Annotated in this window: 19 protein-coding genes; 5 read left to right on the forward strand and 14 right to left on the reverse strand. The window is 31.6% G+C overall.

Going from position 1 to position 26,972, the window contains the following annotated elements:
* Positions 1–2: 2 nt before the first annotated feature.
* The 7 genes from AC1XJX_RS01315 to uvrC form a co-directional block, all read right to left on the reverse strand.
* On the reverse strand, positions 3–1,322 hold the full coding sequence (locus AC1XJX_RS01315) for a peptidoglycan DD-metalloendopeptidase family protein (protein ID WP_482002153.1): 1,320 nt from the start codon (positions 1,320–1,322) through the stop codon (positions 3–5).
* Positions 1,280–2,197, reverse strand: a complete 918-nt coding sequence (locus AC1XJX_RS01320; protein WP_482002154.1) for a tryptophan 2,3-dioxygenase family protein — start codon at positions 2,195–2,197, stop codon at positions 1,280–1,282. Before AC1XJX_RS01320 ends, AC1XJX_RS01315 begins: the two co-directional genes overlap by 43 nt.
* 6 nt (positions 2,198–2,203) lie before the next feature.
* Positions 2,204–2,986 (reverse strand): DUF3108 domain-containing protein, encoded by a 783-nt coding sequence (locus tag AC1XJX_RS01325; protein ID WP_482002155.1) that lies wholly within the window; start codon positions 2,984–2,986, stop codon positions 2,204–2,206.
* A gap of 184 nt (positions 2,987–3,170) precedes the next feature.
* Positions 3,171–4,331 (reverse strand): 4-hydroxyphenylpyruvate dioxygenase, encoded by a 1,161-nt coding sequence (gene hppD, locus AC1XJX_RS01330; RefSeq protein ID WP_482002156.1) that lies wholly within the window; start codon positions 4,329–4,331, stop codon positions 3,171–3,173.
* 182 nt (positions 4,332–4,513) lie between these two features.
* On the reverse strand, positions 4,514–5,671 hold the full coding sequence (locus AC1XJX_RS01335; protein ID WP_482002157.1) for a homogentisate 1,2-dioxygenase: 1,158 nt from the start codon (positions 5,669–5,671) through the stop codon (positions 4,514–4,516).
* A gap of 310 nt (positions 5,672–5,981) precedes the next feature.
* The gene (locus AC1XJX_RS01340; protein ID WP_482002158.1) at positions 5,982–8,216 is read right to left on the reverse strand and encodes a patatin-like phospholipase family protein; all 2,235 of its coding nucleotides are present in this window, start codon (positions 8,214–8,216) and stop codon (positions 5,982–5,984) included.
* Between the two features lie 6 nt (positions 8,217–8,222).
* Entirely contained in the window at positions 8,223–10,019 is a 1,797-nt protein-coding gene (uvrC, locus tag AC1XJX_RS01345) for an excinuclease ABC subunit UvrC (protein ID WP_482002159.1), read from the reverse strand.
* Positions 10,020–10,104: 85 nt separating this feature from the next.
* Here uvrC and AC1XJX_RS01350 point away from each other — a divergent pair, with 85 nt between their 5' ends.
* Genes AC1XJX_RS01350 through AC1XJX_RS01370 form a run of 5 tightly spaced genes read left to right on the forward strand, consistent with a single transcriptional unit; the run spans position 10,105 to position 13,469 of the window.
* Positions 10,105–10,572: a VOC family protein gene (locus AC1XJX_RS01350; RefSeq protein WP_482002160.1), complete on the forward strand. Its 468-nt coding sequence runs from the start codon at positions 10,105–10,107 to the stop codon at positions 10,570–10,572.
* 52 nt (positions 10,573–10,624) lie between these two features.
* The gene (locus AC1XJX_RS01355) at positions 10,625–11,071 is read left to right on the forward strand and encodes an ATP-dependent zinc protease family protein (protein ID WP_482002161.1); all 447 of its coding nucleotides are present in this window, start codon (positions 10,625–10,627) and stop codon (positions 11,069–11,071) included.
* The gene (gene rimK, locus AC1XJX_RS01360; RefSeq protein WP_482002162.1) at positions 11,049–11,924 is read left to right on the forward strand and encodes a 30S ribosomal protein S6--L-glutamate ligase; all 876 of its coding nucleotides are present in this window, start codon (positions 11,049–11,051) and stop codon (positions 11,922–11,924) included. The genes AC1XJX_RS01355 and rimK overlap by 23 nt, the downstream gene beginning before the upstream one ends.
* A complete protein-coding gene (locus tag AC1XJX_RS01365) occupies positions 11,925–12,905 on the forward strand; it encodes a succinylglutamate desuccinylase/aspartoacylase family protein (protein WP_482002163.1) in 981 nt (326 codons plus the stop codon).
* Positions 12,906–13,469 carry a 5-formyltetrahydrofolate cyclo-ligase gene (locus AC1XJX_RS01370; protein WP_482002164.1) on the forward strand — a complete coding sequence of 188 codons (564 nt, stop codon included), beginning with the start codon at positions 12,906–12,908 and terminating at the stop codon, positions 13,467–13,469.
* On the opposite strand, the gene AC1XJX_RS01375 is transcribed toward AC1XJX_RS01370, so the two are convergent.
* From AC1XJX_RS01375 to AC1XJX_RS01405, 7 genes are all read right to left on the reverse strand, one after another.
* Entirely contained in the window at positions 13,466–15,352 is a 1,887-nt protein-coding gene (locus tag AC1XJX_RS01375; RefSeq protein ID WP_482002165.1) for a hypothetical protein, read from the reverse strand. The two genes, AC1XJX_RS01370 and AC1XJX_RS01375, sit on opposite strands and share 4 nt — an antisense overlap.
* An 84-nt stretch (positions 15,353–15,436) precedes the next feature.
* Complete coding sequence (locus AC1XJX_RS01380; RefSeq protein WP_482002166.1) at positions 15,437–16,057, reverse strand: lipoprotein signal peptidase; 621 nt, start codon at positions 16,055–16,057, stop codon at positions 15,437–15,439.
* A gap of 101 nt (positions 16,058–16,158) precedes the next feature.
* Positions 16,159–16,539 carry a TraR/DksA family transcriptional regulator gene (locus AC1XJX_RS01385; protein WP_482002167.1) on the reverse strand — a complete coding sequence of 127 codons (381 nt, stop codon included), beginning with the start codon at positions 16,537–16,539 and terminating at the stop codon, positions 16,159–16,161.
* A gap of 4 nt (positions 16,540–16,543) precedes the next feature.
* Positions 16,544–19,948 carry an isoleucine--tRNA ligase gene (gene ileS / locus AC1XJX_RS01390; protein WP_482002168.1) on the reverse strand — a complete coding sequence of 1,135 codons (3,405 nt, stop codon included), beginning with the start codon at positions 19,946–19,948 and terminating at the stop codon, positions 16,544–16,546.
* 123 nt (positions 19,949–20,071) lie between these two features.
* Positions 20,072–23,977, reverse strand: coding sequence for a LamG-like jellyroll fold domain-containing protein (locus AC1XJX_RS01395; protein ID WP_482002169.1), 3,906 nt, complete (start codon positions 23,975–23,977; stop codon positions 20,072–20,074).
* Positions 23,978–24,368: 391 nt separating this feature from the next.
* Positions 24,369–25,727 (reverse strand): DNA repair protein RadA, encoded by a 1,359-nt coding sequence (gene radA / locus AC1XJX_RS01400; protein ID WP_482002170.1) that lies wholly within the window; start codon positions 25,725–25,727, stop codon positions 24,369–24,371.
* Positions 25,727–26,878, reverse strand: a complete 1,152-nt coding sequence (locus AC1XJX_RS01405) for an alpha/beta hydrolase (protein ID WP_482002171.1) — start codon at positions 26,876–26,878, stop codon at positions 25,727–25,729. Before AC1XJX_RS01405 ends, radA begins: the two co-directional genes overlap by 1 nt.
* Positions 26,879–26,972: the final 94 nt, after the last annotated feature.

Raw genomic sequence — 26,972 nt, forward strand, 5'->3', positions numbered from 1 at the left:
AGTTATGAGTTTGCTTGGTTTATTGTGGTTTTTTTAGGGTCCTCTTTTTTATCAATTTGGGGTTTAAAATTAATATTATCCAATTGATATTTTACAGGCTTTATAAATTCTAAATATTCTGTTTTTAGGGAATCTGAAATTGGTTTCGCTTCTGGTAATTTTTGCTTAAAGGGATCTACTTGTTTTCCATTAACCCAAAAACGATAACACACATGGGGTCCACCAGTATTACCAGTCATTCCAACCCAACCAATAATATCACCTTGTTTTACGTATTGGCCAACTTTAACATTACGCTTTTTCATGTGAAGGTATTGCGTTTCATAAGTAGCGTTATGTCTGATTTTAACATAATTACCGTTCCCTCCAGTATAACTAGATTTTGTCACCGTACCGTTAGCTGTTGCCTTAATAGGTGTGCCAATATCAGCAGCAAAATCAGTGCCTTTATGCGGGCGCACTTGATACCCATAAACAGCAATCCGTCTTTTTAGATTGTATCTAGAAGAAATTCTAGAAAAAGTTACAGGTGCTTTTAAAAAGGCGCGACGTAAATTTTTAGCTTCTTCGTTAAAATAATCTACATTCCCTTTTAATGAATCTGATCTAAATCTAAAAGCATAAAAAGGCTCATTATTGTGCTCAAAATAAGCAGCTTTTACATTATGAACTCCAGCATAAATACTATCGTCTATATACTTATCATTATAAATAACCTTGAAACGATCTCCTTTTTGGAGACGGCGGAAATCAATAGTCCAAGCAAAAATATCATCTGCCAATTTATTTGTTAAAACGGCACTAACACCCTGCTGATCTAAGGTTTCAGAAATACTACTATTAATAACCCCTGTTATTGTTTTTTCAACATATTTAATAGGTTTTCTACTAGTATATGCGTGAATAGAATCTTGAAAATTTATCACAACATATTCTTCTAAATTAGGCTGATAAATAAAACATTTCGCCGTTTCTAGTGAGTCTTTTGCACATAAAAGTGTATATGGTTTACCAACTTGTAAACCTCTAGCAATATTAAAAGTGTCTTTAGCTTTTTGCGCTATATGAAATATTTTTGGATAACCTACATTGTTTCGTTCTAGAATAAAACCAAATGTATCTCCATTTTTAATGGTATCTCTTTTAACAATAAAATCATTGAGCTTAAATCCAAATTCTGAAATCTCTTTTGGCTCTTCTACTAAAGCTAATTCTTGTTCTATTAAAGGTTTTTCTTCTTTTTTACAACTTAAAAACCCTAAAACTAATGCTAGTATTATTAGATATTTATTCCCCAAGTTTCCTTTTCTTTTTCTGTCCATAAATCTGGAAAAAATATTCTTTTTTGATATTTAGGATGCATGTATTTTACCCACTCACTTCCTCCGGTTGCTTCTGCAGCTTTACCATTGATATTTAGATAATGATTTGCAGTATTATAATGTGCCATAACCCATTTAATATTAACAGTATAATCATAATGACGCATGGCGTTTATTAAATTTTTATCTGTTTTAGCTTCTTCTGGTAAAGCCTTAAATTTAGACCACAAATTATTACCATAATAAAACTTTGTAAATCTAATAAATTCGTCTTTATATCGATCCTCAAAAGCTTTTAATGTATAAGTTTTTTTACCAGTTTTATAATCTTTCCCTGCAGCTTGCCAATAAAGATGCTCAAAAGCATGCTCGTAAGAGGAGGTTCTATCAATTGTATCTCTAAATCTTTTGTCAATTAAATTAATAAGCTCCGTTGAAGCAAACTCTATTTTTCTGTATTGAGCACTTTGAAAACCACTTGCTGGTGTTAAAGTGTTTCTAAATTTATTGTACTGCTCTAAATCCATACCGTCTTTCATGATACTGAAAGATGATGTAAGTACATCAAAATACCTACTTATACGCATTATTTTATCAGTAAAAATTTCAGTAGAAATAGCGTCATTTTTAGCTAGTTGTTCTATTTCACTAAGAATCATTTTAAACAATAACTCAGAAATTTGATGATACATAATAAACACCTTTTCGTCAGGAAAAACGGTGCGTTGTATTTGTAAATTTAATAAAGCATCGGTTTGAATATAATCCCAATAATTTATTGGTTTACTGTATAATAAACCTTCTAAATGAACATCAACATCTTGGTCGATGGCTTCATATTTCTCCTTAAGCTGGTTAGTTATTTTGGAGTTCAAAATTTTTTAATTTTTTACAACTATTTTAAAAGGATATTTTAATCCTTTGAAAGCCTCTAGATCTGCTCTTAACGATCCCACAGCCAAATCTGCTTTTATGCGTAAAGGTACTTTATTTTTGTCTTTTGAAACCCATAGTGTTAAACTTTCTTCTTCTTTAAAAACACGTCCTGCCATTACATAGGGCCTAAATTTTAGAGATTCAATTTCGCCAAATTGAGTGTCTATAATCTCTTCTCCCAAATACATAAGCTTAAAACCATAATTTTCTTCATCAAAAAACATATTTGTACGAATCTCATCACCTATTTTCAAATTTTTAACATCGATATTATTTCGAAGATAATAATATGTTGAAACCATGTCTTGTATATTTGGTTTGATTTCAAAAACTTTTTGGACATTTTGCTTTTTATCATTTACAAAAGCTTTATTATTTTCATGATCAAAATTAATTTCTATATCTTTTGTATGCCCCCCTTCATCTATATTCCTGATAAATTTATATGGTTTTATTGTTTTCCTATCAAAATAAGATTCGTATCTATCCTTAACCTTAAAAAACCATTTTATCATGCCTGTTGTCCAGCCTTTCCCAACAACATGATAAACCTCTTTATCTTCTAATTTGGTATCTTTAACTGTAAGTGTTGCATTACCTGCTTTTAGCCAATTACTATAACTCATTTTAAATTTAAACCATTCACCATCACCAAATGAAGATTCTTTCTGAGCATAAGCTATTTGGAGTGAAGCTATTACCAATGTTATTAGTAGTATTTTTTTCATTTCTATTTGGGTGATTTTATTGTAACTCGATTTACAATACTTTATTGTTAAAGATTATAAATTACAATTACTATTCCAAAAATATAAAAATTCTTCAGACCACCTTTTATTACAAGAAACTTAACATAAAATTAAAGCTCCATCAAAATAAATTTGACAGAGCTTTTTTTTGAAAAAAAATTTTTTAAAGTGTCCCTCTATTTGCTTGTTCACGTTCAATAGATTCAAACAAGGCTTTAAAATTTCCTGCACCAAAGCCTCTAGCTCCCATTCTTTGTATAATTTCAAAAAACAAAGTTGGTCTATCTTGTAGTGGTTTTGTAAAAATTTGTAATAAATAACCTTCCTCATCAGCATCAATCATAATACCTAAATTTTTTAAAGTTTCAATATCTTCTCTTAGTTCATGACTATATTCCTCTAATCTTCCAGGAACAGCTTTATAATAAGCTTCTGGTGGTGTTGATAAAAATTCTACACCACGCACTTTTAATTGGCTTACTGCTTTAATAATATCATCGGTAGCTACAGCTATATGTTGAATACCTGCTCCTTCATAAAAATCGAGATACTCTTCAATTTGTGAACGTTTTTTACCTTTAGCTGGTTCGTTTATTGGGAATTTTATACGTCCGTTACCATTACTCATTACTTTACTCATAAGTGCAGAGTACTCTGTATGGATTTGTTTATCATCAAAGGATAAGAAATTTTCAAAACCCATTACGTCTTCATACCATTTTACCCACGTATTCATTTGACCCCAACCTACATTTCCAACCATGTGATCTATATATTTTAAGCCTATTGGGGCTGGATTATAATCACTTTTCCACTCGCGGAAACCTGGTAAAAAAGTGCCATTGTAATTTTTGCGTTCTACAAACATGTGCACTGTTTCTCCGTAAGTATAAATTCCTGCTCTAACAACTTCTCCATGTTCATCTTTTTCTACAGCGGGCTCCATATAAGATTTGGCTCCTCTACTTGTAGTTTCTTTATATGCTTTTTTTGCATCTTCAACCCAAAGCGCTACCACTTTGACACCATCACCATGTTTTACAATATGATTGTTAATTGGTGATTTACTATTGAGAGGAGTTGTTAAAACTAGTTTAATCTTATCTTGTTTTAACACATAACTAACTTGATCTTTTGAGCCAGTTTCTAAACCTTTGTAAGCGTATGATTGAAAACCGAATGCTGTTTTATAAAAATGTGCTGATTGTTTGGCATTACCCACATAGAATTCTAAATAATCTGTTCCTAAAAGTGGTAAGAAATCTTGTGCGCCTTCAAATATTTTTTCTAAACCGTAGTTTACTGATTTTATGTCTTTACTCATTTTTTGAATATTTATTTATGAGTTAAATTGTTTATTCTTAATGCCAAAATTTAACTCTAAACCCTAGCCATGATTAACTCAGTTATTGTACTTTCTTTTGGTTTTGTTGAATGCTTCGCATTTGAAGCGGCATCTTTTTTTTCAAAAATATAGCGTAATGCAGGAAATAGCAAAAAATTAAATTACTCTAACCATGATTTATGATAGCTTTCATCGGCTATTTTCATGGCTTCTTCTGTTACCATTAAAGGCTTAAAAGTATCTACCATAACAGCGAGTTCTTCGGTTTTTGTTTTTCCAATACTTCGCTCTGTAGCCCCTGGGTGTGGACCATGCGGAATACCTGCTGGATGTAATGATATGTGACCTGCTTCTACATCGTTTCTACTCATAAAATCGCCATCTACGTAATACAAAACCTCATCAGAATCTATATTACTGTGATTGTATGGCGCTGGAATAGACTGTGGGTGATAATCGTAAATACGTGGAACAAAACTGCACACAACAAAGGCATCAGTTTCAAAAGTTTGATGTACTGGTGGCGGTTGATGGATGCGCCCAGTAATAGGCTCGAAATCGTGAATGGAGAAAGCATATGGATAATTATAACCATCGTATCCAACCACATCAAAAGGATGAGAGGCATAAACCATCTCAATAATATCATCTTGCTTTTTAACTTTTATTAAAAAATCACCACTTTCGTTATTGGTCTCAAGCTCGAAAGGTCTGCGGATATCTCGTTCGCAAAATGGCGAATGTTCTAATAATTGTCCAAACCAATTACGGTAGTTTTTAGGCGTATAAATAGGCCTGCGAGACTCCACAATAAACAGCCTATTGTTTTCTGTATCAAAATCAATTTTATAAATAATGCCTCTTGGCACTAATAAATAATCCCCGTATTTGAAATCTAGATTTCCTAAATGAGTTCTTAATTTACCTGAACCTTTATGGATAAATATAAGCTCATCTGCATCTGTGTTTTTATAAAAATAATCTTGAGTTGATTGCTTTGGCGCTGCAAGAATAATAGCGCAATCTTTATTTATCAAAATCGTTTTTCTGCTTTCTAAATAATCTATTTCTGGTTTTACTTGAAAACCTTTTAATCGATAAGATTTTATATTATTTACTAAAGCTATTTTTGGGGCTACACTGTATTGTTTTTTTATTTCTTTTACTTGTGTTGGGCGTTGCTCGTGGTAACTATTTGTGGACATGCCATCAAACCCAATGGTTCCGAACAATTGCTCGTAATACAAACTGCCATCTGCTTTTCTAAATTGTGTGTGACGTTTGTGTGGAATTTCTCCTAATTTATGATAAAAAGGCATTTTCTTTAAAATTAAAATGTGTTGTTAAAATATACTAAAGATAGTGAAATTAAATAGATTTCTGCCTTAGCAGAAATGACAATAATGCCTAATTATTCAGGATTTCTCTTGATAAGAAAATGAAGATGCTGAAGTAAATCTGTCCAAAAAAGTTTCATAATGATACAAATATCGTAATTTTTTTAGAATTTTTGATTTTCCAGTAAAGCGTAAAATGAACAGTATTAGAAATTTATTTAGATTCTAGATTTCTGGGAAATAACATTTTTAAGAGAAACATCCACAGAAGTGTTTGATTTTTTTTTTAAAATTAAAACCAAAAACCAATGTTAAAAAACCAAACACTTTGTTTTTCCTCAGGAGAGAAACTATATTTTGCTTGAATTGGACCTAAAAAACTATCAATACCATACCCTAATGCATAACCTCGGTAATCTGGCAAGGTTAACCATTCTCCAGTTTCAAAAATATTATCATCTATATTTGCCCAATTGCCTTCGGCTGTAATGTGGTGCTTTTTATATACCTCGAAATCTGCAATAAATGATGCTTTTACAAAGCTATTACCTGTAAGTGAAATAAAATCGTAACCCACAAACGGTATGAAATTATTTATAAAATTATTACCATAACCACCTAAAGCAAAATCTAAAGTTCTAGTAGAATTACTGCCCATTTTAAAACCACCACTTGTTTGTAAATTAAAAGCAAATTTATCAGAAACACTAAAAGCATAACCCATATCTGCTTTTGCTATGGAAAAGTCTTCAAATACTTCATTAAAATTAGAAGCGTATAAATACGTATGTAAATCTCCATTAAAATAAACACCTTTTTTGGGGAAATATTTATTGTCATAAGTATCTAATTTTAGATTACCAAAAACACTCAAATAGTCGGTGTTTTCAAAGAAAAAATCATCTGTAGAATTGTTTCCAAAAATAGTTTCAGATTTAACTTCTAAACGTTTGTGCTCGCCACCAATACTAAATGAAAAATCTCTTCTAAACAACGTTTGAAGATAAAACTGATTGGTTTGGTCTCTTAGCTTTACATCAATTTTATTTATTCCAGTAGTTGCTATTTGATTATCATCTAATAGTAACTGCGCATTTACATTTTTGTTAAATTGATTGTATCTAGAATTTATACCAATGCTCCAATAAAAACCTTTATCAATTAAATATTCAAAATTATACCTCACATTATCCCCCAAAATAACATCAAGTAATGCAACATCGTTTTTAAAAAGTAGTTGTTTTTTAGTTAAGTTTACTAAAGCAGCACTCTTATATAAATCGTCATAATGCAAACCAAATTTTATAAAAGTATTTACTTGTGTTTCTTTTAAATTGGCCAATAAATCATAACCTTCTTTATCTTTTGTTGATTTTAATTGATATTCAAAAGCATCAAAATTGTTGGTGGCTACTAAATTATTAATGCCTTTTTTAAAATCATCATAACTTATTTTTTCTTCGTTTTTAAGTTTTAGTTTTCCTAAAACGTAAGCTCTTGTGTATTTCTCATTACCTTTTACAGTTATAGTATTTATTATTAAACTATCAATTTGTTTAGGTTTAAGTAACAAAGGATTTGAATTGGTTTGTAAAACATTTAATGCACTTAGTTTTGATAATGCTTCATTTTTCCCAGCTTCAATTATTTTTGACCCTTCATTAAAAGAAACTACATTAAAATTATCAATATCTGGTTTTAAATAAATATCTGTTTTATTCACTTTAAACTTCATATCGTTAATGGTTCTGAAGTTGTTTATCTGAATTAAAACTTCAGGAGCTGATGTTAATTGATCCCTAGAGGCTAAACCGTGTTGCACATCTACGCCTATTATAATATCGATACCTTTTGCTCGTAATTCATCAACCGGATAATTATTTACAACACCACCATCAATTAAAAGATTTCCATTAATATTTACTGGTTGAAATAACGATGGTAATGCAGAACTTGCCATGACAGCTTGCGTCAAGTTACCGCTATCTAAAACAACTTGTTTTCCCGTTTCGATATTAGTTGCCAAACAAAAAAATGGAATAGGCAATTCACTAAAATTTTCAATTTTATTTACATGTAAAGTTAATTTTAACAATAAACTATAGGTATTGTAACCCTTTGAAAGTGCTGATGGCAACTTAACTTTAAAATTGTTAAAAGGTAATTTTACTAGATACTTTTCGGTATTGGCACGTTCGTCAAAAGCGGTTGAAGCTCTTGGCAAATTATCATTTATAATCGCATCAAAATCTACGGTTTTAAATATCGAATCGAGTTGCTTACCAGAATATCCTGAGGCATAAAGAGAGCCGATAACAGCTCCCATACTAGTTCCTGCAACATAATCAACTTTAATACCCAAACTATCAATTACTTTTAAAACACCAATATGAGCTAACCCTTTGGCGCCACCACCACTTAACACCAAACCAACTTTTGGCTCAGGGGTTTTTACTAAATCATTTTGCGCTTTCGCGGAAAACAAAACTAGTATGCATAGGGTTAATATGATATTTTTAGTTTTCAAAATGTATTATTCTGCATTATGATAATAATTATAAACCTTTTCTGCTCTTGAAACTCCAATAACTTCCTCCAACTCATCTAACTTGGCATTCGCAACGCGTTTAGCAGATTTAAAATGTTTTAATAACTCAACGATTGTTTTTTCTCCAACACCAGCAATCGTTTCAAGCTCTGTATTTAAAGCACTTTTACTGCGTTTATTTCGGTGGTGCTCAATACCAAAACGGTGTGCTTCGTTTCTTAATTGTTGTATAATTTTTAAGGTTTCACTTTTCTTATCTAAATATAAGGGAATTGAATCGTTTGGATAGAATAATTCTTCTAAACGTTTTGCAATCCCAATGATGGCAATTTTTCCTCTTAGATTTAAAGCATCCAAACTTTTTAAAGCGGATGATAATTGTCCCTTTCCTCCATCTATGATGATTAAATGTGGCAAAGGTTGCTCCTCTTCAAGCATTCTTTTATATCGCCTGTTAACCACTTCTTCCATTGAGGCAAAATCATCAGGCCCAACAACAGTTTTGATGTTAAAGTGGCGATAATCTTTTTTACTGGGTTTCCCGTTTTTAAAAACTACACAGGCTGCAACAGGATTGGTGCCTTGTATATTTGAGTTATCAAAACATTCAATGTGTCGTGGCTCTTCAGAAAGTCTTAAATCTACCTTCATTTGAGCCATAATTCTATTTACATGTCTATCTGGATCGACAATTTTCATTTGTTTAAAACGCTCCATTCTAAAATATTTAGCGTTACGAAGCGATAAATCCAGAATATGTTTTTTGTCGCCCAATTGCGGTACGGTTACCTTAATATCTTCCCCTAAATCGACTTGAAAAGGCACAAAAATTTCTTTGCTTTTTGAATGGAATCGCTGCCTAATTTCGGTAATGGCGAGCTCCAATAATTCCTTATCGGTTTCATCTAATTTCTTTTTTATTTCAAGCGTATGAGAGCGTATAATGGAGCCGTACGAAAGTTGCAAAAAATTAATATACCCATAACTTTCATCACTTATAATAGTAAAAACATCAACATTACTAATTTTTGGATTTACAATAGTAGACTTTGATTGATAATTTTCTAAAACCTCTACTTTTTCCTTTATTTTTTGGGCTTCTTCAAACTGCATATTATCAGCAAAATCTCGCATTTGTTTTTTAAACTGCTGCAATGAATCTTTAAAATTTCCTTTCAAGATTTCCTTGATGGCTTTAATGTTTTCATTGTATTCCGCTTCGGTTTCAAGACCTTCACAGGGGCCTTTGCAATTTCCCAAATGGTATTCCAAACACACTTTATATTTTCCAGCTTGTATTTTTTCCTCTGCCAAATCATAATTACAGGTTCTTAAATAATAGAGACCTTTTATTAAATCCAGAAGTGTGTAAACTGTTTTTACACTGGTGTAAGGACCAAAATATTCGCCACCGTTTTTAAAAACTCTTCGTGTTGAAAAAACTCTTGGAAAACGTTCGTTTTTAATACATATCCATGGATATGATTTATCGTCCTTCAATAATACATTATAGCGTGGTTTGTGTTTTTTAATTAAGTTGTTTTCAAGTAAAAGCGCGTCAGTTTCGGTGTCAACAACAATGTGTTTTATATTTACAATTTTTTTTACAAGTACGCGGGTTTTACCGTTATCGTGGGTTTTAGTAAAATACGAACTAACTCGTTTTTTTAAATTTTTAGCTTTACCTACATAAATAATAGTACCATCTTTATCAAAATATTGATAAACTCCGGGTTGATTAGGCAAGGTTTGTAATTGTATATCTAAAGCAGGCGTGTCCATTAAATCAAAGGTATATTAAATTATAGATAATGTAAAAATTAGCTTTCCTTTTTTACTATCTTGTATATTGAAATTTTAAAAAAAAATGAAAAAAAATATAGTCTTATTAGCTATCATCCTAATTTCGATAAAAGCCATAGCTCAAGAAAAATTAAATTTTTATTTGAGTTTTGATCATATAGCACTTTCTGTTAAAAACCTTGATAAATCGGCAGAATTCTACAAAAACACTTTAAATCTTAAGGAAATTACGAATAAAACTAAGGCTGATGGTATTAAATGGTTTTCATTAGGTGATGGAAAAGAACTTCATTTAATCTCTACTATAAAAGGAAATATTAAACTTAATAAAGCGGTCCATTTTGCTGTTACCACATCAGATTTTGATATTTTTATAAAAAAACTGACATTAATGAATGTCAATTATTCAAGTTGGACTGATGAAAATCAAAAAATAACTATTAGAGCTGATGGCGTAAAACAAGTTTATATACAAGACCCAAATGGCTATTGGTTTGAAGTGAATAGTGTTAAAGATAAATCGATTAATTAATAATTTTTCAATTAACAAATTTCCTAACTTGCACCTATTTTTAATCGAATAAATGAGCAAAAAAATTATTGGAAGGGTTGATAAAATTGACTTCCCAAAATTAGGTTTATTCAATATCAATGTTAAAGTTGATACAGGCGCATATACCTCAGCAATTCACTGCTCTGAAATTATTCTAGAGGGTACAAATTTGCGCTGTATTTTTAATAGTGATTATCACCAAAACTTTGGAAAAACAGAAATAATTTTCAATCAATACACAAAAACAAATGTAAAAAGCAGCAACGGATTTAAAGAAAATCGATTCAAAGTAAAATCAGAAGTTGTATTTTTTGGAAAAACATACAAGATTAACTTAACTTTAAGCACTAGAGACGATATGAAATTTCCTGTATTGATAGGTAGGCAATTTTTAAAACAAAAATTTATAGTTGATGTAGATTTAGAAAACGTTTCTTTTTTATACAAAACACATAATGAATATAGTAATACTCTCTAGAAACGCACAATTATACTCAACAGAACGCCTTGTAGAAGAAGGCGTAAAAAGGGGGCATAAAGTTGAAGTGATTGATCCCTTAAAATGTGATATCATCATTGAAAAGGAAAAACCAACTATTTATTTTAATGATCGTTATTTAGATTATGTAGATGCTATCATTCCAAGAATTGGCACTTCGGTTACTTTTTTTGGATGCGCCGTTGTAAGACAATTTGAAATGATGGGTGTTTTTACAACCGTAACTTCCGATGCTATAATTCGATCTCGAGATAAATTAAGAAGTTTTCAAAGACTATCAAAAGCTGGAATTGGCATGCCAAAAACAGTTTTTACAAACTATTCTCGCGATATCGAAAAAGTCTTATCACACGTTGGAGGCACTCCAGTTATTATTAAACTTTTAGAGGGAACTCAAGGTTTAGGTGTGGTTTTAGCCGAAACTAAAAATGCTGCTGAATCTGTTTTAGAAGCTTTTAATGGTTTACAAGCAAGAGCTTTGGTACAAGAATATATAGCCGAAGCTAAAGGTGCCGATTTACGTGCTTTAGTTGTAGATGGGCAAGTTGTAGGTGCTATGAAACGCCAAGGGAAAGAAGGTGAATTCAGGTCTAATTTACACCGAGGAGGATCGGCAAATATTATAAAATTAAATCACGATGAGCTATCTGTAGCCATGAATGCAGCGAGAGCCTTAAAACTTCCTGTTTGTGGTGTAGATATGCTACAATCTGCTAGGGGTCCTCTGCTTTTGGAAGTAAACTCGACCCCAGGATTAGAAGGCATTGAAGGCGCTACCGGACGTAATATTGCCAAAAGCATCATAACTTATATAGAACGAAACAGAAAATAAATGCCTGAAACAAAAAGCGATATATTATATATTTTAGGTGAACAAATAAAACCAGGAGAAAGCAAAGAAGTTAATTTTGATGTAGCCAATTTACACACCTCCTCATCTGTAAATGTTCCTGTAATTATTGAGCGTGCAAAAAAATCCGGACCAACCGTTTTATTTACTGCCGGCATCCACGGGGATGAAGTTAATGGGGTTGAAATTGTTAGGCAAATTATAGCTAAAGGCATTAATAAACCTAAAATAGGTACTATTATTTGTATGCCTGTTATTAATATTTTTGGTTTTATAAACTTAAAAAGAGAATTTCCTGATGGTAGAGATTTAAACAGGGTGTTTCCTGGTAGTCCAACAGGTTCGCTAGCAGGAAGAGTTGCTTATAAATTAGTAGATGAAGTGATCCCGCATGTAGATTATATCATCGATTTTCATACTGGTGGTTCTGGACGGTTTAATGCACCACAATTGCGCTATTCCAAAGATAATAAAGAGCTTGATATATTAGCAAAAGCTTTTGGAGCACCATTTGTACTATACTCTAAAAATCTCTCTAAATCCTTTAGAACAACTTGTTATAAGTTAGGAAAATCATTATTGCTTTTTGAGGGTGGAAAATCGTTTCATATTGATGATGTGGTTACAAACTCTGGGGTAAATGGATCTAAACGTGTTCTCAAACATTTAGGTATGCTTCATGCCAATTTCAAATCCTCTAAACCTAAAAACGAATGTGTTTTTATAAACGAAAGTAAATGGCAAAGAGCCAGTTTTTCTGGTATGTTTAGAGCCTCAATCCCTATTGGTTCTTTGGTGAAAAAAGGAGATGTTTTAGGCAATATAACAGACCCCTATGGGAAACTTAACTTTTTTGTAAAAGCCGCCAACTCTGGTTATATCATCAATGTTAACGAATCGCCTATTGTTTATCAAGGTGATGCTTTATTTCATATTTCTACCAAATTGAAAAGACAACATTAAATGACTAAACTTGAATTACGAAAAAAATATAAAACGCTTCGTAATATTCTATCTAAAAATGATGTTGATGCGTTAAGTTTAACCATTGCCAATCAGCTTTTAAAATTACCCGTATGGGATTATTTATTTTACCATATTTTTCTTTCTATTGAAGAAAAAAAAGAGGTGAATACGGATTTTATTTTGAATATTTTATCAGGTAAAGACAAGCATATATTGATAAGTAAAAGTGATTTTGAAACTGGAAATATGATACATTTTTTATTAACTGATAATATAATTATTAAAAAGAACAGTTATAATATTCCAGAACCTGTTGATGGTATCGAAATTTCTAATGATAAAATTGATGTTGTTTTTATGCCGCTTCTAGCATTTGATAAAACAGGAAACCGTGTTGGTTATGGTAAAGGTTTTTACGATCGTTTTTTAGTAAATTGTAAACCTGAAACCATAAAAATTGGATTATCGTTTTTTGAAGCCGAAAACGAAATTACCGATATTTTTGAGAATGATATAAAATTGGATTATTGCGTAACTCCCGATAAGGTGTATCAGTTTTAATCCAAACAATCCTCACAATAAGTTTCTCTTAAATACGCATCTTCTAAAAGTTGAAACGTAACACCTCCTTTTTCAACAGCATTAAACAATTTACAATAACGGGCCTTATTCATATTAATGGCGTTTAACATGATGGTTCTATAATCAGAATTACCGGTTAATTTTTTATCAATCATAGTTAAATTCAAATAATAGAACAATAAATTTTCATCAATATCAATGCTTTTAGCTTTATCTTCAAGAAGTTCCACTGAGAAACCTGTGTTGGCATAGTAACTAAAAAACTGTGCTAAACTCAAATAATCATAATCTGATAAAGGAAACTTTTTGTAATTATTATGAATGAATAAAACCGCTTTATCTTTGTTTGAATAGTCTCGAATACGCATTAAATTTTCAGATTTAATGATGTTAAAATTAACTAACATTCTGGTAATAAGCGTATTGTGTATTTTATAATTTTTTAAAGTATTAATCTCATTTTTAAGTTTAGTTTCATCAATATCTAAAGCCTTAAATCGCCAAAGTTTTATTTTAATAGCGGCTATATTGTATTTAACTTCTCCATCTTTAGGCACTAATTTTTCAAGCTCAAGTAGTTCGTTGTAAACAATTAAAGCTTGCCTAATATCCATCATAAACCTGTAAGCAGAATTCTTATTAAATATTTTAGCAAATTTTGCTTGTTTAGGGATTTCCATTTTTCTTAAAAAATCTGGTTCAACTTCCTTGTTTTTAAGTTTTTCAAAAATAGAGTTTTGAATTTCTATGGCTTCATCTAATGTTTCTGAACTTATAGCTGTGTTAAATTTAGTTAGCAATTCGTTGGCAGACATCGTTTTATACTTATCTTTCTTTTCCAGCTCTAAAACTAAAACCGCTTTTCTATGGTTTCCTAAAATAGGCTCTAACTCTTTTGAGAGTGCACCTACTAGCTTTTCTTTAATACTACTTTTAGGCAATTTAGATAAACTTTCGTGTGGAGTTCCTGTAATATCATTTAAAAATTCCACCCAGTTTTCAGATGAAGAAATTTCAGTTTTAATGGTTGGCTTTTGAAATGTTTGTAATGCTAAAACAATGCTTTTGGCACGTTGTTCTTGAAGATTTAAATTACGCTCTAAACTTCCTTCTACGGATGAGTAAGCTTTAATGTTTATTGATTTAATATTAAAATCTGTTAATCTCAAAGAGTCATAAATTGGTTTTATATCTTCTAGTGAGTATACTGCTTTATTTTTTTCAAAAGGAATTTGAAATTTCAACGTTTTATTTTTTAAAACATACCCTTCATCACCTACAGATTTTATTTGCTTCGTATCATAAACAAGAGAATCTAAAAACATCCCCATATCCAACAAATCCCAAGGGTAAGATTCAAGATTATAAATTGAATAATAATTGCATAAGTTTTTATTACTTAAAAATAAAATATTATATTCCATGTCATCATTTAAAAAAGCTTCGGGAATCCTAGCAACATGCGCTCTAAAAAGATTTTCTCCTTGGGGTTTTATAATACTTTTTAATTTCTGAGCGTACACAGGTTTTTGCAAAAGCCCTTTAATTTGAGTACTTGCAATAGTTTCGTATTCACAAGAATAGCGGTCTTTAATAACAATATCTACGGCAATACCATCTCCGGGATTTTTAAATAATAAATCGAACCATTTTTTATCGTTAACTTCAAAATAAAGGTTATCTCGTTCTCTTTTAATTGAAAATTGCACCTCTTTTGATTTTTGACTAAATATTTGGAAACATTCCTGACATATTTGATCTCTATCATTCCCAGGGAACATGATATCAAAGGTGTTTTGAGACCATATAGTATTTGAAATTACTATATATATTACAATTAAGAATATCTTTTTATTTTTCATAAAAGGACGTTTTATGTTTTTAATTGTTAAAAAAACAAATATAGAAAATACTATTAAAGTAGAAAATACTTACAGTTAATGCCTTTAGTGCTTTGTAAACGCCTTCTTATTAAAAACAATTAGCATCAAAAACCCGGTACTTATAGCCATATCGGCAATATTAAAAACAGGTTCGAAGAAATTAAAACGTTTACCACCAAAAAAAGGTAGCCATTCTGGTAAATCCATTTGAAATAAAGGAAAGTAAAGCATATCAACTACCCGACCGTGTAAAAGTGCATCGTATCCACCATTTTGAGGTGAAAAAGTGGCTACTTGGTTAGCGCTATCGCTAAATAAAACACCGTAAAAAACAGAATCGATAATATTACCTAATGCACCTGCAAATATCAATGCTATAGCTGTAATTAATATTTTAGAACTGTGTTTTTTTGTAGCATCGTATAACCAATAACCTATACCAAAAATAGCAAAAACTCTGAAAACGGTTAATGTTACTTTTGCTGTTCTATCAGATATAAAAGACACAATATCACTCAATTTAGTTCCCCAAGCCATACCATCATTTTCAATAAAATATATTTTAAACCATTTAAAAACTTCAATATTTTCGTAAAGTGCGTAGTGTGTTTTAATATATATTTTACTAATCTGATCGATGAGTAAAACGAAAACTATAAGGATTATGGATTTTTTTAATGACATTTTAAAAACTTCTTATAAACTAGATTCCTACTACATTTGCAGGAATGACAAATAAAAAACGTCTCAAATTATGAGACGTTTCAAGTTATATGTATATAAATTTACTGCATGTTTTTAGCCTCAATGCTTAAGGTAGCGTGTGGCACTAATTTTAAACGTTCTTTGTTTATGAGTTTACCTGTAACTCTACAAACACCATAAGTTTTATTTTCAATTCTGATTAAAGCGTTTTTTAAATCGCGTATAAATTTTTCTTGACGAATGGCTAAAGCCGAATTAGACTCTTTACTCATCACCTCGCTACCTTCATCAAATGCTTTAAATGTTGGAGACGTATCATCCGTACCATTATTATGATCATTCATATAGGCGCTTTTAATAAGCTCTAAATCGTGTTGTGCTTTTACTATTTTCTCTTTTATTAGGTCTTTAAATTCTAATAAATCTTTGTCTGAGTATCTTGCTGTATTTTCAATAGCCATAATTTCAATGTTTTTTAATAAACAATTTGGTATTTACATCATCAAAAGCAATTTCTATACCATTGTTTAATGTGTCTATAATTTCAAGCTCGTTTGTTAATGTTTCTGATTTTATATAGGCGATGTTTGCTTCAACCGCACCTATAATGTGTTCATCTTTTTGAAGGGTTACATCAATTCTGTCTGTAACTTCAAAACCTGAATCTTTACGTAAATTTTGAATGCGATTAATTAACTCTCTCGCAATGCCTTCTTTTAGTAAATCATCATTAATTGTTACATCTAAAGCTACTGTTAAAGCACCATCATTTGCAACCAACCATCCTTCAATATCTTGGGACGTAATTTCAACATCTCCGCGTTCTAAAGTAATATTTTTTCCATTAATAACAACCTCTAAACTACCATTTAGCTCAATTTTGTTAATATCTTGTGTAGTAAAGTTAATTACTTCATTTGCAATAGCTTTCATATCCTTCCCAAAGCGTGGTCCAAGGGTTTTGAAATTAGGTTTTATTTGTTTTACCAAAATATCTGAAGCATCATCTAAAAGTTCAATTTCTTTTACATTGACTTCATGCTTAATTAAATCAGAAACTGCTAAAATTTCTTCTTTTTGTTGTTGGCTATCAACTGGTATCATTATTTTTTGAAGTGGCTGACGTACTTTAATTTTCTCTTTTGCTCTTAATGATAGTACCAATGAAGCTATTGTTTGGGCAATTTCCATTTTACGCTCTAAACTTTTATTAACATAAGCTTCGTTATAAAGAGGGAAATCTGATAAATGAACACTTTCAAAAGCTTCTTTTTTAGTTACCGAATTTAAATCTAAATACAACCGATCCATAAAAAATGGCGCAATTGGAGCTCCTAATTTAGCAATAGTCTCCATGCAAGTATAAAGTGTTTGGTAAGCCGAAATTTTATCTTTTTGATAATCCCCTTTCCAGAAACGTCTTCTACTTAAACGTACAAACCAGTTACTTAAATAATCTTGTGTGAAATCTGAAATAGCACGTGCTGCTTTTGTTGGCTCATAATCTGCATAAAACGCATCTACTTTTTGGATTAATGTATGTAATTCTGAAAGAATCCAGCGGTCTAACTCTGGTCGTTCTGCTAAAGGCAAATCTGCTTCAGCATAACTAAATTTATCTAAATTAGTATATAAACTAAAAAACGAATAGGTATTGTATAAAGTGCCGAAAAATTTACGTTTTACCTCCTCAACGCCCTCAATATCAAACTTTAAATTATCCCAAGGGTTGGCGTTAGAAATCATGTACCAACGCGTCGCATCAGCACCATAATTCCCTAAAGTTTCAAAAGGATCTACGGCATTCCCTAAACGTTTAGACATTTTCTGTCCGTTTTTATCTAAAACCAATCCGTTTGATACGACGTTTTTATAAGCTACAGAATCAAAAACCATAGTTCCAATAGCATGAAGCGTGTAAAACCAACCACGGGTTTGATCGACACCTTCTGCAATAAAATCAGCTGGATACGATTTTTTGTCATCTATTAACTCTTTGTTTTCAAACGGATAATGCCACTGTGCATAAGGCATAGAACCCGAATCGAACCAAACATCTATTAAATCGCTTTCGCGGAACATTTTTTGCCCTGAAGGAGATACTAATACAATAGCATCAACGATGTTTTTATGTAAATCGATTTTAGCGTAGTTTTCTTCGGAATTGTTTCCAACTTCAAAATTTTCAAAAATATCTTTAGCTAAAACACCAGCTGAAACGGCTTTTACCATTTCATTTTTTAACTCTTCTACAGAGCCAATACAAATTTCTTCCTTACCATCTTCAGTTCTCCAAATGGGCAATGGAATTCCCCAATAACGCGAACGCGATAAATTCCAATCATTAGCATTTGATAGCCAGTTTCCAAAACGACCCGTTCCTGTTGCTTTGGGCTTCCAGTTAATGGTTTCGTTTAATTCAAACATTCGGTCTTTAATATCGGTTACTTTAATAAACCAAGAATCTAAAGGATAGTAAAGAATTGGTTTATCGGTTCTCCAACAATTAGGGTAACTGTGTTTATATTTTTCAACCTTAAAGGCTTTATTTTCTTCTTTCAATTTAATAGCAAGTTCAACATCTACCGAACGTTCTGGTGCTTCACCATCATTGTAATATTCGTTCTTTACATATTTATCTGCAAACTCACCAAGCTCTGGCCTAAATTTACCCTGTAAATCTACTAATGGCACTAAATTGCCATTCTCGTCTTTAACAAGCATAGGAGGCACTTCTGGGGTTGCTTGTTTTGCTACTAAGGCGTCATCGGCTCCAAAAGTTGGCGCCGTGTGCACGATTCCTGTACCATCCTCGGTAGTTACGAAATCTCCAGAAATAACTCTAAAAGCATTTTCAGGGTTATCATTTGGTAAGGCATATTGTAATAATTGTTCGTACTTTATGCCCACTAAATCTTTACCAATAAATTCTTTTACTACGAAAAAAGGAATCTTCTTATCATCAGATTTGTAAGATAGTAATTCTGATTTTTCTTCAACATTATAAAACTTCCCAGAGAATTGATAGTTAACTAACTTTTTAGCTAAAATCACATTCATGGGTTGGAACGTATATTGGTTGTAAGTTTCAACTAAGACATACTCAATTTTAGGACCAACGGTTAATGCAGTATTACTTGGTAATGTCCAAGGAGTGGTTGTCCATGCTAAAAAATAGATATCGCCTTCATTTTGTAAAAAATCAGGAAGTGATTCTGGTATTGCTTTAAATTGAGCAACTACCGTAGTGTCTGTAACATCTTGGTAAGTACCTGGTTGGTTTAACTCGTGTGAGCTTAAGCCTGTACCAGCTTTTGGAGAATATGGTTGAATGGTGTAGCCTTTGTACAACAAATTCTTGTTATAAATTTGTTTAAGCAACCACCAAACGCTTTCCATGTATTTTGGTTCGTAGGTAATATATGGGTCGTCCATATCTACCCAATACCCCATTTTTTGGGTTAAATCGTTCCAAACATCTGTGTAACGCATAACTGCTTTTCTGCAAGCGGCATTATAATCTTCAACCGAAATAGTTTTACCGATATCTTCTTTGGTTATCCCAAGTTCTTTTTCAACACCCAACTCAATAGGCAATCCATGGGTATCCCAACCTGCTTTTCGCTTTACTTGGTAACCTTTCATGGTTTTGTAACGTGGGAAAATATCTTTAATGGCACGCGCTAAAACGTGGTGAACACCAGGTAATCCGTTTGCAGAGGGAGGCCCTTCAAAAAACACAAATGGTTTACTGCCTTCACGTGATGTCACACTTTTATCAAAAATGTTGTTTTCTTGCCAATAGTTTAGAATTTCTTCTGCTACATTTGGTAAGTCAAGTCCTTTATATTCAGGAAATTTAGCGCTCATTATAACATATTTCTTTTCGAGGTGCAAAACTAAGAATTTATCCCGAAATGATTAATTTTTAAATCAAAAAAAGCCAAAACATTAGTTTTGGCTTTTTACTTGTAATTTTTGTATTATTAAATATTAATTGATTACGATTTTTTTTGTTAACACCTCATTAGCTTCTGTTCTTAAACAAACAACATATGTTCCGGTTGAAAGGTTATCGAATCGAATCCCATTTTCTAAAGTATTGATTGATACATTCTGTAACTCCATCACTTTTTGTCCGCGCATATTTATCAAGGCAAAGTTTTTAACTTCAGCATGTAACTTTTTAGCATAAAACGTATTTGTTGCCATTTTATAATACATGAAGTTCTCATCTGCCAAGGTTTCTTCGGTGCTTAACACTTGGGATTGGTTTTTAAATACAATCTCAAAGCGTTCGTTAAACTTACCTTGTTCTGATGAGAAAGCATAGGCTTCATCATTTGTTAAATCAAAATAAATTTCTGTTAAGTTATCTCTTAAATAAATCGCTTGATTTTCATCAATGTTATCTATTTCTGTGATTTTTATTTCAAAAGAATTGCTTCCTGATGATTTAAAATTTAAAGGCACAACTTTATCGTCTGTAATAGCACTATACGCCTGTATATTAAAGTTATTACCTTCTAAGTTTAGATTTAAATCGTTGTTGTTTGATTCCGTACATTTTGCATCGTACCCATAATCAAAACCATCGGTTGTTTCTTCACTAAATCCTAACAATAATTCGCGTCTGGTTTGTGGTCCTGATATCGAATTAAATTCTAATCGGATTTTTTGCATCTCTGGTGGTGTTTCTCCAGCCTTTGTTGTACTTCCTTGTGAGGATTTACTTGATGTCCATTTAGAGAATACAGATCCATTATTGTAACCATCATAATCAACTTCTTTTATAAATACGCGCTGACTGTTGTTAAACTCTACTTGACCATCGGCTATAATTTCTACCATAAATCCTTGACCTATTGGCAAGTATCTTGATGGGGTTATGGTACCATCTTGCGACCCATTATTTCCTCCATAAAAACCTACAAATTGATAAGCTCTACACGACCCTAATTTATTTACTTGAGCATAACCACCATTATACTCATTTAAATTATGTGAGTTTCCGCTCCATTGTTGCCATAATTGTAAGCTTCCATCTATAACACCTGCATTATCATCTATAAATTTATGAATGTCTAACGCTGAAGCATATGGGTTTCCTAAAAGGTATATTGTTTTAGATGCATTTTGTATAGATCCTGGTCCTCCTTTATCGGTTACATTTACTAATATAGTTCCATTATTTGGCTTTCCTTCAAAAATGTATTGTTGTTCTGTTCCTGCTACTCCCGTTCCTTTTTGGGTATAACCGACTCCTGGTTGGAGAGCTGTATTAGTACTTACTCGTACCCAATCCCAATACGTTACCCCATTTTTAAAGGTATATATCCAATAGGTACTGATACTACCATTTCCTGTATAACCATTTGTAAATAAACAACCCATACCTGTTTCATCTTTTAACATGTTTAGCGAAAAGTCTGAATTGTTGGCGTTATTTGTAGCTGCATTATTGTCTGATAAACTTGTTACTCCTTGAATGCCTATAGGAGATGACCAATAATTATATCTATAAGCATTTGAAGTTCCTTCTTGGCGTCTTAATAGTTTACCTTCTGCCGAGGTTACTAAATCACTATTTACGGTTTGTATTAATTGTGAATCTGATAATAAATCTAAAGTTCCATTTAATTCTAAATACCAACTGTTCTCAACTAAATGATCGCCCTCTACGGTTAACTTTTTCCCTAAATCTATAATTAATCCTAACGTTTTAAAATCATGACTCACTGTAACATCATTCGAAATCTTTACTATTCCATAATCATTATAAGCAGCAGCGTTTTCTATATCCCAAACATCGCCATGTAACCAAGTTGACTCACTTGTCCATAACCCAGAATTAATCGCTTCATATGGCATCGGTGCCGTTTGATCTTGGACGGTTGTAATCCAATTTATATACATGAAATTATCATAATTTGAATAATCTATTGTTCTTCCCATTTTAATATCCGTCATTGGATAATAGGCAATTAAATTAGCCCAAGGAATTGTATTTCCTGTAGCAATATCCTTAATGTCTTTTTGAACGATACTTCCTTTTACATTACCTGAATTTTCTTCAATTTCTTGATAAACCATTTGCTGTATTTGATCATCAGTTAATAAGATATCAAAAACTCTTACTTCATCAATATCACCTTTAAAATATTGATTGTCTAATAATTGATTTGAATATCGTCCAACTTCAAAAACTTCACTAGCATCTGAACTAGCTGTTAAAGATACCCCCGAAACACTCTTACTATCTTGTACTATACCATCTACATATATCTTGATTTTACCTGTACTAGCAGAAAAACTTCCTGTTATATGGTGCCACTCATCATAATCAATTTCCGATTTACCGTTACCACCAACTTTTTGCTGAGAACTTCCATTTGTTGAAACACTAAACGCTGGGTGATGTCCGTTTTCTAACCATAATTTTAGAGCCATATCTTCTGAAGCTATTACCATATTAGTAGTGTTTCCTGAATCAGATTTTACCCATGCCATAATTGTAACATCGCTCATCCCAGCCATAAAAGAATCTCTGGATAAATAATCATCAACACCATCAAAATCAATACTTGCTATACTTGGTGGATTGATATCAAATAAATCTCGGTAGTCTAAATCGCCACCTATAGTTGCATCAAAATCTACATCTCCAAAAGAAGCTGTTAGATCTGGAACATCTCCTGTTGAAACCTCATCATTAACATCTAAATGTGCTGTGACAAAATCAAAAACATCATCTAATCCATCTCCATCTGCGTCTATTCCACTTAAAACACTAGCTTGTCCATTTTCTTCTATATCTGGTACGCCGTCATTATCTGTATCACTATCTAAATAATCTTTAAGTTTGTCACCATCAGTATCTTCTAAATTAATTAAATCTGTACCACCCATGACAGACTCATAAACATCATCCAATCCATTATTGTTAACATCAGTTATATTACTACTTATATTACTTGGTGGAATATAACCTATGGTTGGTTGTGCTTCTACATTGTCTGGAAGCCCATCATTATCGGAATCAATATCTACCGTATCTAAATAAGCATCATTATCAATATTACATTTAGAACTTACACCAAAATTAGTTAATCTGGTACTGGTATTAACTGTTCCAGTAGCACCATAAATTAAATCTACATGAGAAAATATATCAAACTCCATATATAGATAAAAATCTGGATCATCTCCTTGTGTTCCTCCATCATCTGGCTCATCTTCCCAATCAGTAGATCCTCCTGCAATTGTAGGGTCTAATCTATAAGTTGTATAACCAGCTGGCCCTCCTCCATTAACAAAACCTGCTTGCTCTAAATTAGTGGTTGAACTTAAATAACCAGTTACAGAAGATGTTACAGTTGAAGGGTTAAAACCTGCTATCTCGGTAAAATCATCACCATCTCTTGTATCAATATCTCTTAACTCTAAAATCATCCCATATAAAATTGCTGGCTCTCCTAATGGATTTGCAATACTAGCGCTTCCTGCCTCTACCAAATCAAAGGAGTAGGTAATGTACTCATCCACGCTGGAATTAAATCGATTTACTCTTAGCTCATTATTACAATCAACTCTAAAAGATCCATTTATGGTTAAAACGGTTAATATCAAATCATAATATTGATTTTGATACAAAAGAGCGTTTGAATAAATTACTTTTTCTCCTTCTTGAACATCTGAAATATTTGCAGCAGTTAATGAGCTAGCATTATCAAATTGAATAGTAGCTGAACACTCATAGGTATCTGGAATACCATCATTATCATCATCTAAATCAATCGAATCTATAACTCCATCGCCATCACTGTCTTGAGAATAGATATTATTAGTAGTCAAAAATATAACTACAAATAAAAACTTTAAAAGTAGAAATTTCTTCATAGGTTAATGTTTAATAGTTTGGGACTATTTTATTATTATGAGTATTCTAAATAAATTTCAGTAAAATGGATTTAAAAATCTTAGAGGGAAGATGTATTAATTATCAAAAATCAATAAACAGTTCTAAATTAATTACTTACAATATTACACATTATTACTTTTTAATTAATTAAAGCTTATCATTATTCGACGAAACATTTAAAAACCCCAATTAAATATATAACAAAAACGTTAAATACATAAAAACGGGATGTGTGACATATATTTTTAAATTATGTAGCAATATTAATTAAAAAAATCGACGAAATAAAATAAATTAACGTTAAAGTGCTATTTTATTTCGACGAACAGTGATTTTAAGATTAATTATCAACAATAAATAAATCAAAATTTAGGTTAAAAGTGCTACTAAATCTTCAATTTTAGAAATTAAATGGATGTTTATTGTTGTAGTTTTTAGTGAAATTTTATTGTATTTGGAAACAAAAATGGTTGAAAAACCTAATTTTTCTGCCTCTAAAATACGTTGTTCAACACGTTGTACGGGTCTTATTTCTCCAGATAATCCAACCTCAGCTGCAAAGCAGAAATCTTTTTGTAAAGCTATATCTTCGTTTGAAGATAAAATAGCAGCAACTACAGCCAAATCAATTGCAGGGTCGTCAACCGTAATACCACCAGTTATATTTAAAAATACATCTTTAGCTCCTAATCTAAATCCTGCTCGTTTTTCTAAAACGGCTAACAACATATTTAACCTTTTTGCATTAAATCCTGTAGCACTTCGTTGAGGGGTGCCATAAACTGCTGTACTTACTAAAGCTTGCACCTCAATCATTAAAGGTCGCATACCCTCTAAAGTTGCAGCAATAGCATTACCTGATAACTCTTCGTCTTTTTTAGAAATTAGAATCTCAGAGGGGTTGGAAACTTCTCGTAAACCAGAACCTTGCATTTCATAAATACCCAACTCGTTTGTAGAACCAAATCTATTTTTATGAGCTCTTAAAATTCTAAAAACATGATTACGATCACCTTCAAATTGTAAAACGGTATCAACCATATGTTCTAATATTTTAGGCCCTGCTATATTACCATCTTTTGTAATATGCCCAATTAACAAAACAGGTGTAGCCGTTTCTTTAGCAAATTTAATTAACTCAGCGGTACATTCTTTTATTTGAGAAATACTTCCTGAAGACGATTCAATATAATCACTATGAAGCGTTTGAATAGAATCTATAATTACAATATCAGGTTCTAAAGCTTCAATTTGTTTAAAAATATTTTGAGTTTTAGTCTCTGTTAAAATATAGCAATTATTATTATTTGGGTTGATGCGTTCTGCTCGCATTTTTATTTGTTTCTGACTCTCTTCTCCAGAAACATATAAGGTTTTGTAAGGTAATTTTAGAGATATTTGAAGCAATAAGGTACTTTTTCCTATACCTGGCTCGCCCCCTAAAAGCGTTAAAGACCCAGGAACAATTCCACCACCTAAAACGCGATTAAATTCTCCATCAAAAGTATTTAAACGTGCTTCTTTAGTCGTATCAATTTCGTTGATTCTTAAGGGAATTGAAGCTTTTTTTATTGAAGAAGTTGGGGTTTTCCAATCACTTTTTTCAGGTTTTTGAATCAACTCTTCAATAATAGTATTCCATTCCTTACAGGCGTTACATTGCCCTTGCCATTTAGCATATTGCGTACCGCAGTTCTGACAAAAAAAAGTAGTTTTTAACTTAGCCATTAAAACCCAAAATCTGCTTTAATTAAATCAGCTCTTTCCAAAACTAAATCTTTTGTTATGCCAGCTATTTCATCTAGTGTGTAAGCAGATTGATATGTTCTCATAGCTTTTTTTGGCTCGCCTGTTTCTTCATAAAAACGTGCGATGTAATATAGACCAAGTAATGTTTCTGGGTATTCTTTCCTGGCTATTTTACCTAATTCTTCGTAGTATTTGAAAGTTTCGTTTTTTTCTATAGCTGCTGAAATTGCTTTAAAATCATTAATCAGTATTTGCTTTTCGATTCCAAACAAATTATTTATAGTTTGATATTTTTCTTGAAGATAAACTACTGGCGATGTTTCTAATTTTAAAATAACCTCTTTATACTCTTTCTTTGAAATTGGTTGAAATACTTTAAACATCCCTTCTATAGCTTTTGGTATGGCATGTGTAGGTAGGGAGTAATGCGATGGTCCTTCAAAACTATTAAAGGCATATTGTACATTTTTATTTTCAATGGCTGAAATATCTTTGTGTAAAGCAGTAGTCATATCTAATATTGATGTGTCATCATTAATGGTGTTAGCCAAATAATAAAATATTTTTGATTCTGTTTTTGTTAGAATTTCTGGAATGTAGTCTATCATATTTGGAGCTAATTCTGGACTCAGGGAAATATATCCTTGAAAAAAAGGGTTAGGTTTTAATAAATAATAATTAATAAAATTTGCGGTTTCACCGTGCCCTATTGCAACTCTAAAATTACCTATTCTGTAATTATTTTCCAGATAAGAAATGACTTCCATACCTATAAACTCAAAAAAAGATGCGCCAGTTTCGATAGGTAGCGAGTTTTGTTCAGAGTATAAGCAATCGTCGTATCTTTTATCTATTTGATTAATCCCTACTACAATGGCCTCTGGCATATCTTCCCAATAAGAAAAATAATCTACGTTTCCGGCTACAGCTTCAAACATATAATCCCCGTCAAGCACAACAAACAATGGGTAACTTTTATCATTATCAGAATTGTACCCTCTAGGAAGTTGAATTTTTAATTGACGATCTTCTCCTAATTTTGAAGATTGAATAGATTCGTATTTAACTTGTGCTTCAAAACTATGAAAACCGAAACACATGAACAAAAAGAAAACAACTGTATTTTTCATTTTTAATATGATTTGAGATTTAATATGGCAAGGTAATAAATTAACAGAGAGATTGAAAGCAAAGTTTTGGTAAGCTTGGTAGAAATATATAAAA

The sequence above is a fragment of the Flaviramulus sp. genome (assembly GCF_982512915.1).

Coding starts and splice junctions, on each gene's coding strand:
- AC1XJX_RS01315 (WP_482002153.1), bottom strand. CDS start 1,322: ATGGACAGAAAAAGAAAAGGAAACTTGGGGAATAAATATCTAATAATA.
- AC1XJX_RS01325 (WP_482002155.1), bottom strand. CDS start 2,986: ATGAAAAAAATACTACTAATAACATTGGTAATAGCTTCACTCCAAATA.
- hppD (WP_482002156.1), bottom strand. CDS start 4,331: ATGAGTAAAGACATAAAATCAGTAAACTACGGTTTAGAAAAAATATTT.
- AC1XJX_RS01335 (WP_482002157.1), bottom strand. CDS start 5,671: ATGCCTTTTTATCATAAATTAGGAGAAATTCCACACAAACGTCACACA.
- uvrC (WP_482002159.1), bottom strand. CDS start 10,019: ATGGACACGCCTGCTTTAGATATACAATTACAAACCTTGCCTAATCAA.
- AC1XJX_RS01350 (WP_482002160.1), top strand. CDS start 10,105: ATGAAAAAAAATATAGTCTTATTAGCTATCATCCTAATTTCGATAAAA.
- AC1XJX_RS01355 (WP_482002161.1), top strand. CDS start 10,625: ATGAGCAAAAAAATTATTGGAAGGGTTGATAAAATTGACTTCCCAAAA.
- rimK (WP_482002162.1), top strand. CDS start 11,049: ATGAATATAGTAATACTCTCTAGAAACGCACAATTATACTCAACAGAA.
- AC1XJX_RS01365 (WP_482002163.1), top strand. CDS start 11,925: ATGCCTGAAACAAAAAGCGATATATTATATATTTTAGGTGAACAAATA.
- AC1XJX_RS01370 (WP_482002164.1), top strand. CDS start 12,906: ATGACTAAACTTGAATTACGAAAAAAATATAAAACGCTTCGTAATATT.
- AC1XJX_RS01375 (WP_482002165.1), bottom strand. CDS start 15,352: ATGAAAAATAAAAAGATATTCTTAATTGTAATATATATAGTAATTTCA.
- AC1XJX_RS01380 (WP_482002166.1), bottom strand. CDS start 16,057: ATGTCATTAAAAAAATCCATAATCCTTATAGTTTTCGTTTTACTCATC.
- AC1XJX_RS01385 (WP_482002167.1), bottom strand. CDS start 16,539: ATGGCTATTGAAAATACAGCAAGATACTCAGACAAAGATTTATTAGAA.
- ileS (WP_482002168.1), bottom strand. CDS start 19,948: ATGAGCGCTAAATTTCCTGAATATAAAGGACTTGACTTACCAAATGTA.
- AC1XJX_RS01395 (WP_482002169.1), bottom strand. CDS start 23,977: ATGAAGAAATTTCTACTTTTAAAGTTTTTATTTGTAGTTATATTTTTG.
- radA (WP_482002170.1), bottom strand. CDS start 25,727: ATGGCTAAGTTAAAAACTACTTTTTTTTGTCAGAACTGCGGTACGCAA.
- AC1XJX_RS01405 (WP_482002171.1), bottom strand. CDS start 26,878: ATGAAAAATACAGTTGTTTTCTTTTTGTTCATGTGTTTCGGTTTTCAT.